Genomic DNA, 14,411 nt, shown 5'->3' with positions numbered 1-14,411 from the left:
ACCCTGATCTAATGAAAAAAAGAGCTACACTTTCCTTTATTCTATATAGCTTTTTTATATTTTGTTTCCTCTGGTCAGTATATATTTTCATTTTTAAGTTTTCCTGAAAAGAGATTTGGATCTTGATTAATACTATAAGAATCCTGTGAATCTCAGGTAATATTTCTTGGATATATTATTCATAATCCCTTGTGAATTAAGTGACTATATAGTATAATATCTGTACTTTCCAACCGGATAACCAGTAAATATTAGTTTCAGGTATCTAATCCCTGTATTTAATTATATTAGCGTAAGGAAGACTTTATAAGGTCAAAAGAAACATATTGAGGTTGTACTTTTTCTTATTGAATGTATTCTTTTAAAAAACTATTCTGAGCTTACACTTTTGTGCTATGTCTGATAAATTGATAGTCAACTTTACCCCTACAGGGATGATCCCTACAAAAAAAATGACTCCTCATGTGCCAATTAGTGTATCCGAGATTGTAGAAGATGTACATAGGGCAACTGAAGTGGGAATTACCATGGTTCACTTGCATGCACGGGATGAAGTCACTGAAGAACCCAGTTATAAAAGAGAAATTTATAGCGAAATAATTAGTGGTATCAGAAAATTTGATCCATTTCTTGTGATTTGTGTTTCCTTAAGTGGCAGAAATTTTAAAGAACTGGAGCAACGGGCAGATGCCCTGTACCCGGATGGTGATCTGAAACCGGATATGGGTAGTTTAACCCTGAGCTCCCTGAATTTTAATAAAGTCGCCAGCATGAATTCTCCTGATATGATACAGAATTTGGCGAATGTAATGAAGGAAAAGGGAATTGTTCCGGAGTTGGAAGCATTTGATATAGGGATGGTAAATTTTTCAAAGTACCTGATAAAAAAAGGTCTGCTTGAACCACCCTATTACTTTAACATTCTCCTTGGTAATATTGCATGTTCACAAGCAAATTTGTTACATGCGGGAATCATGATTCAGGATCTTCCGGAAAATTCACTTTGGAGTTTAGCGGGAATTGGAAATGCGCAGCTTAAAATGAATTCATTGTCAATAGCTGTTGGTGGAGGAGTAAGAGTGGGTATCGAGGATAATATATGGTTTGATGCAGATAGAACAAAGCTAGCCCGTAATGTTGAGTTAATTGAAAGAATACATACCATTGCCAAAGCCAATGCCAGGGAACTTATGACTTCTAAAGAGTTCAGAGTACTTATGAACATGGAGCCTGGTAATGGAAGTTATGGACGCAAATAAATAAAATCCCATGGCCTAATGGAAGTAAATAAGGATAGATTTTATAGGATAAAATGGTTTTGGAATATTCTTAAGAACGGCCTTTTTCTCTTTGGGGTTAGGAATCGACTGGCTACCTTAGGATTTGACTTTAACCCGTTTTATTGGGTTCTGGAGGGAGTTTCTGATTGTGTACCCCCCAGGATAAAAGGGGATCTCTCTGATTATGAAGTGGTTAAACTGAATTTAAAAGAAATTGAGATCATAAAAAAAAGTTCGTTGGCCCTGATCCGATCACTGGAATTATGAATTTTCATGATCAACTTCAGCATATAGGACTTAAACACAAAGGAGAAATTGTAGCCTTTGTATTTATTGAATTATATGATTTTGATTTTAAGAAGAAAGTTTTTCATTTAAAAGAAAACGAAGCCTATCTTTTTAACCAGTACACCTTTGAAGCACACAGAGGTAAAAACCTCGCCCCATATTTAAGATATCAAAGTTATCTTATGCTTCAGGACATGGGACGGAATAGAATTTACAGCATAACGCAGTATTTTAACAGATCATCCAAACGTTTTAAAAAGAAATTAAATGCGAAGAATCTGCAGTTATTTATGTATATCATTCTGTTTAAAAAATACCACTACCATTTTCTTATAAAAAATATGAGTCCTGGAATCCCTGCAAAATAAAAGCCAGCTTTTAGAAGCTGGCTTTTAAAAAGAGAACAATCGAAAAACTAATTAACAAATCCTTTTATTACTACAAGTTTCTTTTATCATTCTTAATTTAATCCCTAGTTTAAATAACTCCCTCTAAATAATTCAGTCACCTCATTGTTATTAGTAACCGATAGTGAAATTCGAAAATCGAGCTTAAAATGGTTACTGTAGTAATAGGTTTTCCTCCTTCTGCTGTACTCTACAGGAGCATTAAAATCCTTTAAAACTTCCAGAAGATTATACACAGATCGTTCGCTCAATTCCATTCTTCGTGCAAGTGATTGCGGGGGACCTGTACATTCTGACTCAATAAGTAAATGAAGTTTTTGCAAGTTTTCTAAAGTTTTAATTTTATTCATCTTCTACTCTTTTGTGTCATAATATAATTTTCGGGGATATTTATTTAAAGTGTTTGTTGGAAATATGGCTAATAAACGAGCTATATTAATTCTTTTATAATATTATAGATTATATTCTATATATGCAAATAATTATAGTATTTTTTCTATCTAATCATAAATTAAGTTGTCTTTTATAAGAATTCTGTTCTTTTTTATCTCTTTTTAAAACCTTATCTTTGAAAAATTAACTTTTATATCGATTATTTTCTAGGTAATGTTTAAAACTATAGATCGTTTGATGCAGTTCATTAAATTTGCCGGACTAAGCGCAAGGCAGTTTGATATATCTATTGGTGCCAGTAACGGCTACACTTTACGAATGAAAAAGAACAATGCTTCTATTGGTAGTGATGTCATTGAAAACATTCTTAAGGTTTATCCCCAGCTAAATGTCGTCTGGCTGATAACTGGGGAAGGTGAAATGTTAAAAAAGAAAGAAGAACCAGAAATTCTTGATTTTGAGCAGCTACCTAAATCCAGGCAGCAAGAGATTGAAGACCTTATTGAACAAAAAATCAAAGAACGCCAGGAAGAGGAATTAAAACGATTACTAAAAGAAGTAACGGAAGAGATTGAAAAAACTCAAAACCGTTTAAAAGAGAATCCTTAATTGATTTTTAACTGTTTTACGAGTTCTTCCCTTAAGGTTATAAGCTTCATTAATTGCTGTTTGGCATTAGTTTCCTGGGCTATATCTTCTTTCAGTTTTTTAAATCGTTTTACATTTTTGTAAAGTACGCTGTTTGTACTAAGATCAGTATTTTTTAGAAGATCCTCTATTTCCTCCGTCAGATGCTCATACATTATTAATATTTCTACCCTGTATTTGATAGTTTTTGATATCGCCAAAAGAAGAAGTACAACGCAAAATATGGCGGGGAATGCCCTTATATTGCCAGCTGCATCCAATGAAAATACATCCTGGGTGGCTTCCCAAAACTGATAGGAGTACAAGATTATTGGCGAAAGGATAGCGAATTTCCACCAATGCCGACATATAACAAACCATAAAACCATAGGAATAAGGATAATCAACTTTTGCAGCAAAAACCAAATAAAAATTCTCACATTAAGGAATCCATTATTACCAAGCTGAATTATTCCTAAATCCAATACTTGTTCATTTTCAGGAATTAAATAATGTATAAACCAAAGAAACGTTGTAAAAATCAACAAACAAACTACTATTACGTTTAGGCGATCTCGATGTGCGTTAACTAGGTCATTTATTGGGCGTGTATGCCTATTGAGCCGATTTTCTAAAATTAGTTTCGCATTATAGATTTTGTGAAGATAGCTGGTCCAGGTTATTTTATCTCTTTTCTTAATCAGTGATTCTAAATTTTCACGGTAAAAATTGTTTGATTTTCTTATGTTCCTTCCCATTAAAGATTTAATAGAAATTTCTAATAGTCTTTTCCGATAGGATTTAAAATAATATAAATCCCAAAAAACGATTATACCTATTACAATTGTTAGCGAAAATATTTTTATGGTCCAAGGATAGTCCTCATAATAAAATGGATAAAAGCTGTATTTACCATATGGTTTAAACAAACAATCTAATATGTCATTAAAATATAACATAAATAAGGGAACTATTAAGTATTTCCACCTCATAGAAATTGTAGCAAACCATATTAGAAGCAAAATAAATGGAATGATATCTTTCAAAAGATCCCAAACAAAAGTGCTGTTGCTTCGGAAGATATGATAATACTCGATCCCAAAGAGTAAAATTGCCTTATGATCATTGCTAAACAGTAGATGTGCATATCCTAAAAATGGCAAAAAGGCAATTGCAATTGCTATGAACACGTCTGACCTGTATTTCTTTTGCCAATTAGATTTCAAAGCCATTTAAACTTATTTATTAAGATAACAAATTCTATTTTTACCTTTTGAAAAAAAACTTAGTTATATGTTCGTTTTTTATTATCACTGACAATTAAATATACTGATTTTATTCTATAAATGCAGAAAATAATCTATACAATTGAGGAATTAGATAAAGTTGCGAAAGAGATACTGGGCAACGTATCTTCTAAAATCCTATGTTTTTATGGAGAGATGGGATCCGGGAAAACAACACTAATTAAGTCTCTGGTCCGGGTTTTAGATGGGGGAGATCAGGCTAATAGCCCCACATTTGGGATTGTAAATGAATACCAAAGCCAAAAAGGAGAGCTTTTAGGTTATCATTTCGATTTTTACCGCCTGGATAGTGAAGAAGAGGCGCTGGACCTTGGACTGGAAGATTACTTTAGTCAGGATACCTGGATTTTTATTGAATGGCCCGAAAAGATTGGATCACAACTCCCCAAAAATTACACAAGAATTTCACTGGAAATAATTGATCCTGTTACCCGGCAAATTCAAATAAAGGAAACTGATTAATGATATCAAGTACTTAAGTATATTGAAATTATGTGCTTTGAAGTACTAATATCCCCAGAATTCCAATTATCATAGCCTCGATAAAATGTACTAAAATATCGACCATTGGCAGCTGGTGTGAAAATTATACATTCTCCATTCTTTTCATTTGTTAAAATTTTATTTAGAAAACCAAATCTTTTATGAATGTTCCTTTCTACATTTTAAATCTAAAACCATGAATATTTGTATCAACTTATAAAGTCTAGAATAAAAACTAATAACTCCGCAGCCGATCAATTGATCTGATTATGCTCACCGAGAAAAGAATCTGACATCGTAAAAGGCACATTTTTATTGTCCGGAGTTCGATGAACGACAAAAATATCGGTGAAATGCTAGTTTTTTACGTTAAAAGGTTATATTTTTCCGACAAATAACAATTTGTTAGTGCTTTTTTTCCTACATTTGTTGTTGAGAACGGATCAAATCTTTAACGAAAAACAATTTACGATGAACACTAAGAGACTTTTTTTTGGAATTTGCACCTGCCTTATTCTGATGGCAGCAGCTTGCACCCCCGACACTTCTGGAGACGATCAAATATATGAAGATGGAATTGAGAAGGAAAAAATTATATTAAAGTAGTCGGAGAATCGAAATAGTGTAAGAAATAATATTTTAAAAAGGGCAATCATAAATTGCTCTTTTTTGCGTTAGAGCAATATATTCCCCTTAATTATTGCCAAAATGAACCAAGTCCCTGATAAGAGTAAAAAAGCTAAGAAAAGATTATATATAGAATCCCTTGCTATTTTTTTAATTATTGTAGCTCCTTTCATTTTTAAATCATATGATTATTTACCAAGAGACCCGGAGGCCACTATAAATTTCCTGGGAATGACCATTGACAGAAATGGATTTGCAGATATCTATACCTATGCATGGTTCTTATTAGGTAAAATAGTCCCTTTTTATTTGTTATTAATATGGTTCTTTACCAACAAACACTGGTGGTATCATATCCTTTTGATCCCCATTTGTATGTACGCCTTCCAGATATTTGAAGTCCTCTTCTGGGAGGACAACATAGTGGATACAGATAATATTTTTTGGTTACTCCCTATATGTATGTTGGTAATTCCTTTTGTTTACTTTATTAGAGTAAAACTTTACGATAAATACGTTCACGGCATAGACCTGGACGCTATGGATGTAGAACTCCAATACTATAAAGACAAAGAGCGATGGGAAAATGAAAAAGTAGGTGTTAAGACAAAAAATGAGGATCAAATGGAGGAGGATCTATCAAAAAAAACACCTGATAATGCACTGAAAAATACATTTAAGCAGATACAACACTCTTTAAGAAGTCTTTTTAATATGTTTTTATAGAAAGAAGAAAAAATAATTAGTTCAAATCCTGCTCTCTTAGAGCAGGATTTTTTTTACCCTTAATCTTTCGGGCCTGCTTCATCAAAAAAAAATTGTAATTTTGAGATTGACCGTAAATTTACGGTTACCAATTACTTCTTATGAATCAACCTTCCTCACCATTTAGTAAACAACAGTTACTTCCACAGGAAGAAACACTGGAAGTTTTAAAACAAAAAGGAGAGCTCTTTATTGGGATCCCAAACGAAAATCAATATCAGGAAAAACGTATTTGCCTAACTCCGGATGCGGTAAATGCTTTAACCTCAAATGGTCACCAGGTCTTAATGGAGGCAGGTGCAGGTGAAAGTGCAAGCTATACCGACAAGGAATATACTGAAGCAGGTGCCAAAATAACCCGCGACACAAAAAAAGTGTTTTCTTGTCCACTTTTATTAAAAGTTGAGCCCCCTACCCTGTCGGAAATTCAGTTGATGAATCCACAGGCGACTATTATTTCCGCATTGCAAATAAAAACAAGGTCTAAGGAATATTTTGAGGAACTAGCCAAAAAAAGGATCACGGCAATAGCATTTGAATATATTCGCGATGAGGATGGTAAGTATCCTGCTGTTCGTTCCTTAAGTGAAATTGCAGGTATTGCTTCGGTGCTTATCGCTTCGGAAATCATGGCAGCCACCAACCAGGGAAACGGGCTTATGTTTGGTAATATTAGTGGAGTACCCCCAATAGAAGTGGTGATCGTAGGAGCAGGAACCGTTGGAGAGTTTGCCGCCAGGTCCGCCTTGGGGCTTGGAGCCAATGTAAAAGTCTTTGATAACTCACTTACTAAACTACGGAACATTCAAACTAATCTTAAACAGACTATATATACTTCTACCCTACAACCCAAAAACCTCTTAAAGAGTCTTAAGCGTTGTGATGTTGCCATAGGGGCCGTTCGCGGTAGTGACAGATCACCTATTGTAGTTTCTAGCACCATGGTGGAACATATGAAAAAAGGATCGGTGATTATTGATGTGAGTATAGATATGGGAGGTTGTTTCGAAACCAGTGAACTTACCACCCACGATAAGCCCACTCGCGAAAAATTTGGTGTCATCCATTACGGTGTACCGAATATTCCAGCCAGATATCCCAGGACGTCATCCGTGTCTATAAGTAATATATTTACTCCTTATCTACTAAAGATCGGTGAAGATGGTGGCCTGGAAAATTCACTAAGATTTGACAGAGGTCTGCGAAATGGTTTATATATGTATCACGGCATTCTTACTAATAAATCTGTTGGTGAATGGTTCGATCTAAAATACAGTGATATCAACTTTCTTATTTTTTAATTAATGGCATTTCTGAAACGATTGGGATTTTACCTTATAGGATTATCCATCGGACTTGTTTTCTTTTTCTTTTTTCTGAAAAAAAAATCTGATGAAACCGGCGTCAGCTTTTGTTACCTGCCTAATTGCAGGGTGTTAAAAGAATTACGGTCCAAACCTTCTACTTATTCCGGGCAGATAGATCAGATGGTTGCAGACCAAACCCTGGACTCTCTTACTATTGCCTACTTCATGAATGAAGGTGATGTTAATTTTAAAAAGAGTAACACTGAAAATACAACTTGTAAGACCTATTTAATAGAAGGAATGGTAAAGGAAAAATTGATGGTTTTAACTGTAAAGAACTGTGACAGTATAGTTTTAATAGATAATTATCAAGTACTTGATTAATAATCATATAGAATAATTTGATTAAAGTTATAATTAATTATATTTTGAACGATTAAACATTTGATATAAGACAATTATTTAAGGAAATACCTACTAAGCAGGCATAATTTTCATAACTTAAAATCAAAACAGATTCAATTCTAAAAAATGGAATTATTCAAATACGGCTTAATAGTTAGTTTACTTATATTATGTGGTTGTGAAACCAAGAAAGAAACAGCCAATGAACAAGTTGAGGTAATACACAGCAGAGAATTCTATCAACTTAAAACTTATTATTTTGATACTAATGAGCAAGAATCCATTGCCGATGACTATTTTAGAAATTCGCTGATACCGGCACTTCACAGACAAAACATAAAAAATATTGGTGTTTTTAAGCCCAGACCGCATGAAGCGGATACAACTAAGCGTACTATACTATTAATTCCATATGAATCTTTGGAACAATTTACTGGTCTGGACGAGGCGCTGATAAAAGATAGCAAATATGTAATTTCAGGAGGCAATTTTATCAATGCTTCGCATGAAAACCCTCCATATGAGCGAATACAATCTATACTTATGCGGGCATTCGAAAATATGCCTAAGTTGTTTACCCCGCAATTTGAAGTTCCAAAGACCAATCGAATATATGAATTACGTAGTTATGAATCCCCTACGGAAGAATATTACAAAAGAAAAGTGGCTATGTTTAATGAAGGAGGTGAAATTAACCTTTTTGATCGATTAGGTTTTAATGCCGTCTTTTATGCTGAAGTAATATCGGGACCTGATATGCCAAATCTTATGTATATGACCACTTTTAAAGATCAAAAAACACGAGATGAACTTTGGAAAGCTTTTTTTGATTCCCCTGAATGGAAAGAATTACTCACTTTTCCAAAATATGAGAATACTGTTTCTCATGCAGATATCTACTTTCTGTACCCTACAGATTATTCAGATTATTAAACTTGACCCTTTGTCAATTAAACAAAACTCAATTTGACTAATCGGTTAAATTTGGAAATTACTCTAAATTGTCTACTTAACTAATTAGTGACTACAAAATATTAATGCTGTCTATATTTGTAGTCCTATTCTTACTTATTTTAGTTTAAGACATTCAACAGACAATAATCACTTAAAACTAAATTAGAGATTATTTCGTATATAAGTTCAGAAGTATAATAAATTGGGGTGTTTAGAGTTATTATTTAGGAAAAGGTGGTATTAATTAGTCTATGCCTGACAGAGCCCTAAATAGTATGTTTTTAATAATAATTCTGTAATTGAAAAATCGCTATTGTTAATGGGCTTAAAATGAAGGTAGTATCGCTCCGTGATAACAAATTTTGATGAAAAATATTTTGATTCTTTTTTTATGTTTTTTCTTTAGTCAGCCAAACCATGCGCATGATCAGGCTCCCTTAATTGAGTCCAGTATTGATGACCCAATAGAATTGAGTAAGAAAATTATTAATGAGGGCGCCGACTCCTGGAACGAGGATGCAAAACAACGCATACTTGAAACTTATGGTTCCGGTAACTCGGCTATTACGGCGAACAAAAATTATATTTTACTGGAATCACCAAGCCTGGTATTTGATTACTTCCAGGGGGGGTTTGCCAATTCACAGGAACTTTTAAGTAAAGATCTATTTCTTAAAATTTTGAATCAGGCTGTAAATTCACCAGACATAGTCAGTGCAGAAGTAGCCAAAGCAAGCCAGGAGCAAAGCTTAAAAGAATATCTTTTAGCCTATGAAATAGTAAAGAAATTTAAAGATTCTAATTCTCTGAGCAATGAAGATGCGATTAAGTTTTTAGAAAACAGATTTGGATATAACAAGCTTAGTTTCGCTAAAAATTTAACAGATGCCAGTTCAGAGAATTATAATACGGTAACAGACAAGAAAAAATCAAAAAAAGTAATTTCAAAAATAAATTTTATAAAGAAGACATATCCAAGTCAAATCCCTTTAATAAACGCTCTAGCAGAATTGGAAGAATTTTATCACCTATTGCAAGAAGCAAATATTGGCTTAACTGCATATGTACCCTATAATAATTTTAAAAATTCAGTCTACAAGTTAAATAAGCAAAGAATAAGCGAAAGAATACAATGGCGTTCATCCTTAGAAATTAAATATCCTACAAATGGAACAGTTTGGATTGCTCCTGGTCCTGTAGATATAGAATGGACCACATCTAATATGGATGAAAGCAAAAATATTAAGTTCTTTTTAACCAGGGACGATGTTGTAGTGCAAGAACTAGGTGTTTTTAAGAACAATCACTTTGAAAAAGATGTGAAGCTTAGAAAAGGGCTTCCCGCCGGAAATAAGTATAAAATCATGGGAATTGAACTCTTTCCGCTTAATAAATACCATATAGCGAAGTATGCTACTCCATATTTTACCATAAAAAAGGAAGATAAAATACCAGAAGAAATTATAGTCGAAGCCCCTGCTGAAATTGTAGAAACCCCTGCTGATGTTGTAGAGATACCTATTGAAGTTAAAGAGGTTACGGTTGAACCAGTTCCAGAGCCTGCAAAAGTAGTTAAGAAACCTGCGACCCCGATTCAAAAACCTATAGAGACAATTGCTGTAGTAGAGGAAGAAAAGAAAGAAATAGTTGTGAAAGAGGAAGTTAAGATCCCAAATAGAACTGTTTTTGAAGGAAGAAAAATTTCATATCAAAAAGAATTGGTGGTAGATAATGAGATAATAACCATAAGTCTTTATGATCACGGTAGAGCAGATGGTGACATTGTATCTATCTATCTTAATGGTGAGCAAATTGTAGCTAAACACATATTAACATACAAGAAAAAAAGTTTTGAGGTAAAACTGAATTCAAATAAATCAAATGATCTATTTCTCTATGCTCATAATTTGGGTAATTTTCCTCCAAACACGGTCTCTATAGAAATAAAAGACGGTTCTAGTGCAGAAAATATTGTACTGAATTCTGACTTGTCAAGTTGTGAGGCAGTATTAATAAATGTAAAACAATAGTGATTTAAGGAAATACCTCTGACAAGAATTTAATCAGGATTTTCTACAAAAGCATCTTATTTAGTAGCTCTATAAATTAATTTACCAGATAAAATAAATGGTCCGTCTAAATTTTTCTTCGACGACGTTCTTTTTTTAGCAGCTCCAATTCCCTGTTAGTCTGTCCCGCAACCGAAGTATTTTCTTCGGCCCGGCGTATTAAATAAGGCATTACATCACGTACGGGTCCGAAAGGTAAATATTTTGCCACATTATAGCCCTTCTCCGCCAGATTAAAAGAAATATGGTCGCTCATGCCGTATAGTTGGCCAAACCAAATACGGTGGTCATTATGAGCGATCCCTTTTTGCTTCATCAAATCAATTAATTTGTAAGAGCTTAATTCATTATGGGTACCGGAAAAAAGAGAGATCCTATCCAGGTGTTCAACTATATAAGCTACTGTTGTATCATAATAAGAATCGCTTTCAGATTTAGTAGCACATATAGGGGTAGCATAATTATGTTCTAAAGCTCTTTCATTTTCCTTTTCCATATAAGCTCCACGAACGGTCTTGATTCCAATTTTAAAATCTTCCTTCTGGGCTTTAGCATGAAGCTCTTTAAGGTAATCCAAACGATCCCAGCGGTAAAGTTGTAGTGTATTAAATACAATAGCTTTATCCTTATTGTATCTGCGCATCATTTCTTCCACCAATTCATCTGCCGCATCCTGCATCCAACTTTCCTCGGCGTCTATTAAAAGTGAAACATCGAGGTCATAAGCTTTTTTACATGTAGTCTCAAAACGGCTCACTACTCTATTCCATTCTCCTTTTTCTTTTTTTGACAGGGATTTGCCTTCTCCTATTTTTTGGAATAACGCCACTCTGCCATAACCACTAGGTTTAAAGACTGCGAAAGGAATAGCATTTAATTCCTTTACAAAATCGAGTATCTTCAAGGTTTTCTCAAGGGCGGCATCGAGAGGATCTTCTGTATCTTTACCTTCAACAGAATAATCAAGAACAGAAGAAACGCCTTTGTTCCACATTTTATCTACTACTGTCATGCAATCTTTCTCACTTACACCCCCGCAAAAATGATCGAATACCGTTGCCCGAATAAGACCATCAACAGGTAATCTTGCTTTTAGAGCAAAATTGGTCATTGCCGTACCAATTTTAACAAGTGGTTCATTAGCTATCATCTTAAAAAGAAAATAGGCTCGTTCCAATTCAGAATCGGATTTTAGAGAAAATGCCGTTGAAGTATCTTCAAAAATTCTATTCATTATTGCTGATTAGTTATCATTTCAAAGATAATAACAGAATTTGTATTCATTTACTAAAAAATAGCCTTTATTTTGTGTTTTACTTTTAATAAGTCATTAATATAAGATTATCACGAAAGGCAATATAAACTGTAACCCATGGAATCAATTACTTCTTTTTCTGCTCAAATCCATTTTAATTATTTGGGATATGAAGCTTTCGAATATCATTTAAAAAAATCAAACTATTCCAGTATTTTTATTCTTGTTGATGAAAATACCCGGGAGCACTGTCTGCCTAAATTTTTAGCGAGTGTTGGAGGGAGTACTAACTTCGAGATTGTAGAGATAGAATCTGGAGAAATTAATAAAAGTATTACTAGTTGTATAAAGGTTTGGGAAGCGCTTTCAGCAAAAGGTGCGGATAGACAGAGTTTATTAATAAACCTGGGAGGTGGTGTTATTACAGATTTGGGTGGTTTTGTAGCCGCAACTTTTAGAAGAGGCATAGATTTCATTAATATTCCCACAAGCTTACTAGCCATGGTAGATGCGTCTGTTGGAGGAAAGACAGGAGTTGATATGGGGATGTTAAAAAATCAGATAGGTGTAATAAACCAGCCTAAAATGGTGCTCATTATTCCTAAATATCTGAATACGCTAAATAAAAGGCAATTGAATAGTGGTTTTGCGGAAATGCTCAAACATGGCCTAATCTCAAGTGAGCCGTTTTGGAGAGTTCTTAAACAAGTTAATTCTGTTGACCAATTGGAAGATCATATTTACGAATCCATAGTCATAAAAAATGAAATAGTTCGTCAGGATCCGAGGGAGAAAAGTCTTAGAAAAATATTAAATTTTGGTCATACCCTCGGTCATGCTATTGAATCCTATTTTTTAGAGAATCCGGAACGCGAATCCTTGCTTCACGGTGAGGCGATTGCCATTGGAATGATATTGGAAGCATTCTTGTCGCATCAACAAACCGGTTTGGGAATTAATCAATTGGAAGACATTAAGAAAACATTACTCAAACATTTTGAAAAAATTGATTTTAATGATAATGACATCGATGCGATTATAGATCTTTTAAAATTCGATAAGAAAAATTCTCACGGAAGTATCTTCTTTGTTCTTTTAAAAAGGATTGGTGATGCCCAGATTGACAATAGAGTTCCAGATGATATGTTAAGCCAGGCATTTTCATACTACAAAGATTAGCAGCTTCATATACTAAAATTGCTGTTTTACAACTCTTTGAATTCCTAAAGAAAAAAAAAGTATAGTTTAGGTATAGGATTAAGACAACACATACGGTTGTATTCAAATACCTGCATATGAAACGAATACTTATAGATTACAAAAAGTTAAATCACGAAGTAACTAATCTTCTAATTGAATCCTATCCTGACGGATATGGAGATGAAGATATAATTTCTTTTAGAAATGTTAACGGTGAGTTCATTGAAGCCGTAGAACTGCAAACAGCAGATACCCTGTATCTTATTAAAATAAGTAAGAGTCTTTCTCATTTCATTGCCAATTTCGATGAAAACATAGCCGAAGGGCTTGAAGCAATAAAAGATGAATCTATTGAAGGACCTTCCTTAGAACTTAATATTGAAGAAGAAAATGAGGACGAAAAAGATTTTGATTAGTCTTTAAGGTAACGCTCACGTAATATGTTTCTATGGTGTCTCTGGTGGCCACAACAAATGAAACCCAAGGCCGCAACACTCATAGGTGAACCACTTGCAATTCCAACTCTTTTCAATGTCTCATCAGAAAATTTTTCAAAAAGAGCAATGGTAGATTTTCGTATTGTTCTATAATTTTCTATCAATACTTCCTTATTCCAACTTTCTGCATTAGATTCTGCAACAAACATATCCTGATCAAACCCTGGTAAAGGTGTTTTATCGTTTCTGGCAAATCTAAGAGCCCTGTATTGAAATACGCGTTCCGCATCTAAGATATGGACCAAAACCTGGGCCACCGTCCATTTTTCCACACTATAGGCATAATGAAATTTATCTTCTGGAATACTCGAAATAAATAGTGGAAAGTTCTCTAATTGCCTTCTTAACATCTGCAGTAGTTCCACGTCGCCCAAAGTTGTAATGTAAGGTTCGTAAAAGGGGTGGAAATCTTCTTTTTTCAATTCAGAATTCTTCATAGAGGCTAATAAGAAAGTTAATATCTTTCTAATTTGTGTTATTTAAGAGAATAGCTATGCGAAAATTTTACCTAAGTCGATAAAAATCGTACATGACTAAAATATCAGGA

General features: G+C 33.8%; 17 protein-coding genes. 13 read left to right on the top strand and 4 right to left on the bottom strand.

Annotated elements, in window-relative coordinates; translation table 11 throughout:
- Positions 1-395: 395 nt before the first annotated feature.
- Genes ABJH90_RS01885 through ABJH90_RS01875 form a run of 3 tightly spaced genes read left to right on the top strand, consistent with a single transcriptional unit; the run spans position 396 to position 1,936 of the window.
- Positions 396-1,259, top strand: coding sequence for a 3-keto-5-aminohexanoate cleavage protein (locus ABJH90_RS01885; RefSeq protein ID WP_348141876.1), 864 nt, complete (start codon positions 396-398; stop codon positions 1,257-1,259).
- Between the two features lie 18 nt (positions 1,260-1,277).
- Positions 1,278-1,547: a hypothetical protein gene (locus ABJH90_RS01880; protein WP_348141875.1), complete on the top strand. Its 270-nt coding sequence runs from the start codon at positions 1,278-1,280 to the stop codon at positions 1,545-1,547.
- Positions 1,544-1,936: a hypothetical protein gene (locus ABJH90_RS01875; protein ID WP_348141874.1), complete on the top strand. Its 393-nt coding sequence runs from the start codon at positions 1,544-1,546 to the stop codon at positions 1,934-1,936. Before ABJH90_RS01880 ends, ABJH90_RS01875 begins: the two co-directional genes overlap by 4 nt.
- A gap of 104 nt (positions 1,937-2,040) precedes the next feature.
- Here ABJH90_RS01875 and ABJH90_RS01870 read toward each other — a convergent pair whose 3' ends face one another.
- Positions 2,041-2,325 carry an HTH domain-containing protein gene (locus ABJH90_RS01870; RefSeq protein ID WP_348141873.1) on the bottom strand — a complete coding sequence of 95 codons (285 nt, stop codon included), beginning with the start codon at positions 2,323-2,325 and terminating at the stop codon, positions 2,041-2,043.
- 256 nt (positions 2,326-2,581) lie between these two features.
- On the opposite strand from ABJH90_RS01870, the gene ABJH90_RS01865 reads away from it, so the two are divergent.
- On the top strand, positions 2,582-2,977 hold the full coding sequence (locus ABJH90_RS01865; RefSeq protein WP_348141872.1) for a hypothetical protein: 396 nt from the start codon (positions 2,582-2,584) through the stop codon (positions 2,975-2,977).
- Here ABJH90_RS01865 and ABJH90_RS01860 read toward each other — a convergent pair.
- Positions 2,974-4,227 carry a hypothetical protein gene (locus ABJH90_RS01860; protein WP_348141871.1) on the bottom strand — a complete coding sequence of 418 codons (1,254 nt, stop codon included), beginning with the start codon at positions 4,225-4,227 and terminating at the stop codon, positions 2,974-2,976. The genes ABJH90_RS01865 and ABJH90_RS01860 overlap by 4 nt on opposite strands.
- A gap of 114 nt (positions 4,228-4,341) precedes the next feature.
- Here ABJH90_RS01860 and tsaE point away from each other — a divergent pair, with 114 nt between their 5' ends.
- The 7 genes from tsaE to ABJH90_RS01825 all read left to right on the top strand — a co-directional run bounded on the left by tsaE (position 4,342) and on the right by ABJH90_RS01825 (position 10,873).
- Positions 4,342-4,764, top strand: coding sequence for a tRNA (adenosine(37)-N6)-threonylcarbamoyltransferase complex ATPase subunit type 1 TsaE (gene tsaE / locus ABJH90_RS01855; RefSeq protein WP_348141870.1), 423 nt, complete (start codon positions 4,342-4,344; stop codon positions 4,762-4,764).
- Between the two features lie 492 nt (positions 4,765-5,256).
- The gene (locus ABJH90_RS01850; RefSeq protein WP_348141869.1) at positions 5,257-5,391 is read left to right on the top strand and encodes a hypothetical protein; all 135 of its coding nucleotides are present in this window, start codon (positions 5,257-5,259) and stop codon (positions 5,389-5,391) included.
- 102 nt (positions 5,392-5,493) lie between these two features.
- Positions 5,494-6,138 (top strand): hypothetical protein, encoded by a 645-nt coding sequence (locus ABJH90_RS01845; protein WP_348141868.1) that lies wholly within the window; start codon positions 5,494-5,496, stop codon positions 6,136-6,138.
- A gap of 140 nt (positions 6,139-6,278) precedes the next feature.
- Positions 6,279-7,478 carry an alanine dehydrogenase gene (locus ABJH90_RS01840; protein WP_348141867.1) on the top strand — a complete coding sequence of 400 codons (1,200 nt, stop codon included), beginning with the start codon at positions 6,279-6,281 and terminating at the stop codon, positions 7,476-7,478.
- A 3-nt stretch (positions 7,479-7,481) separates the two neighbouring features.
- On the top strand, positions 7,482-7,868 hold the full coding sequence (locus tag ABJH90_RS01835) for a DUF4258 domain-containing protein (protein WP_348141866.1): 387 nt from the start codon (positions 7,482-7,484) through the stop codon (positions 7,866-7,868).
- A gap of 147 nt (positions 7,869-8,015) precedes the next feature.
- Complete coding sequence (locus ABJH90_RS01830) at positions 8,016-8,822, top strand: NIPSNAP family protein (RefSeq protein ID WP_348141865.1); 807 nt, start codon at positions 8,016-8,018, stop codon at positions 8,820-8,822.
- Positions 8,823-9,208: 386 nt separating this feature from the next.
- Entirely contained in the window at positions 9,209-10,873 is a 1,665-nt protein-coding gene (locus ABJH90_RS01825; RefSeq protein WP_348141864.1) for a hypothetical protein, read from the top strand.
- A 106-nt stretch (positions 10,874-10,979) separates the two neighbouring features.
- Here ABJH90_RS01825 and ABJH90_RS01820 read toward each other — a convergent pair whose 3' ends face one another.
- On the bottom strand, positions 10,980-12,146 hold the full coding sequence (locus ABJH90_RS01820) for a proline dehydrogenase family protein (protein ID WP_348141863.1): 1,167 nt from the start codon (positions 12,144-12,146) through the stop codon (positions 10,980-10,982).
- Positions 12,147-12,284: 138 nt separating this feature from the next.
- Between ABJH90_RS01820 and aroB the strand changes: the two genes are divergently transcribed.
- Both aroB and ABJH90_RS01810 read left to right on the top strand, forming a co-directional pair.
- The gene (gene aroB, locus ABJH90_RS01815) at positions 12,285-13,346 is read left to right on the top strand and encodes a 3-dehydroquinate synthase (RefSeq protein ID WP_348141862.1); all 1,062 of its coding nucleotides are present in this window, start codon (positions 12,285-12,287) and stop codon (positions 13,344-13,346) included.
- A gap of 116 nt (positions 13,347-13,462) precedes the next feature.
- Complete coding sequence (locus ABJH90_RS01810) at positions 13,463-13,783, top strand: hypothetical protein (RefSeq protein WP_348141861.1); 321 nt, start codon at positions 13,463-13,465, stop codon at positions 13,781-13,783.
- Here the strand turns inward: ABJH90_RS01810 and ABJH90_RS01805 are convergent.
- Positions 13,780-14,301, bottom strand: a complete 522-nt coding sequence (locus ABJH90_RS01805) for a DinB family protein (RefSeq protein ID WP_348141860.1) — start codon at positions 14,299-14,301, stop codon at positions 13,780-13,782. The genes ABJH90_RS01810 and ABJH90_RS01805 overlap by 4 nt on opposite strands.
- Positions 14,302-14,411 lie beyond the last annotated feature (110 nt).

This window comes from Eudoraea sp. (genome assembly GCF_039969275.1).
GTDB lineage: Bacteria > Bacteroidota > Bacteroidia > Flavobacteriales > Flavobacteriaceae > Eudoraea.
Note: the sequence above shows the minus strand (reverse complement) of the source record. Positions and strands in the feature narration are given on the sequence as shown.

Coding starts and splice junctions, on each gene's coding strand:
- tsaE (WP_348141870.1), top strand. CDS start 4,342: ATGCAGAAAATAATCTATACAATTGAGGAATTAGATAAAGTTGCGAAA.
- ABJH90_RS01825 (WP_348141864.1), top strand. CDS start 9,209: ATGAAAAATATTTTGATTCTTTTTTTATGTTTTTTCTTTAGTCAGCCA.
- ABJH90_RS01875 (WP_348141874.1), top strand. CDS start 1,544: ATGAATTTTCATGATCAACTTCAGCATATAGGACTTAAACACAAAGGA.
- ABJH90_RS01835 (WP_348141866.1), top strand. CDS start 7,482: ATGGCATTTCTGAAACGATTGGGATTTTACCTTATAGGATTATCCATC.
- ABJH90_RS01845 (WP_348141868.1), top strand. CDS start 5,494: ATGAACCAAGTCCCTGATAAGAGTAAAAAAGCTAAGAAAAGATTATAT.
- ABJH90_RS01865 (WP_348141872.1), top strand. CDS start 2,582: ATGTTTAAAACTATAGATCGTTTGATGCAGTTCATTAAATTTGCCGGA.
- ABJH90_RS01860 (WP_348141871.1), bottom strand. CDS start 4,227: ATGGCTTTGAAATCTAATTGGCAAAAGAAATACAGGTCAGACGTGTTC.
- aroB (WP_348141862.1), top strand. CDS start 12,285: ATGGAATCAATTACTTCTTTTTCTGCTCAAATCCATTTTAATTATTTG.
- ABJH90_RS01850 (WP_348141869.1), top strand. CDS start 5,257: ATGAACACTAAGAGACTTTTTTTTGGAATTTGCACCTGCCTTATTCTG.
- ABJH90_RS01830 (WP_348141865.1), top strand. CDS start 8,016: ATGGAATTATTCAAATACGGCTTAATAGTTAGTTTACTTATATTATGT.
- ABJH90_RS01805 (WP_348141860.1), bottom strand. CDS start 14,301: ATGAAGAATTCTGAATTGAAAAAAGAAGATTTCCACCCCTTTTACGAA.
- ABJH90_RS01880 (WP_348141875.1), top strand. CDS start 1,278: ATGGAAGTAAATAAGGATAGATTTTATAGGATAAAATGGTTTTGGAAT.
- ABJH90_RS01820 (WP_348141863.1), bottom strand. CDS start 12,146: ATGAATAGAATTTTTGAAGATACTTCAACGGCATTTTCTCTAAAATCC.
- ABJH90_RS01885 (WP_348141876.1), top strand. CDS start 396: ATGTCTGATAAATTGATAGTCAACTTTACCCCTACAGGGATGATCCCT.
- ABJH90_RS01810 (WP_348141861.1), top strand. CDS start 13,463: ATGAAACGAATACTTATAGATTACAAAAAGTTAAATCACGAAGTAACT.
- ABJH90_RS01840 (WP_348141867.1), top strand. CDS start 6,279: ATGAATCAACCTTCCTCACCATTTAGTAAACAACAGTTACTTCCACAG.
- ABJH90_RS01870 (WP_348141873.1), bottom strand. CDS start 2,325: ATGAATAAAATTAAAACTTTAGAAAACTTGCAAAAACTTCATTTACTT.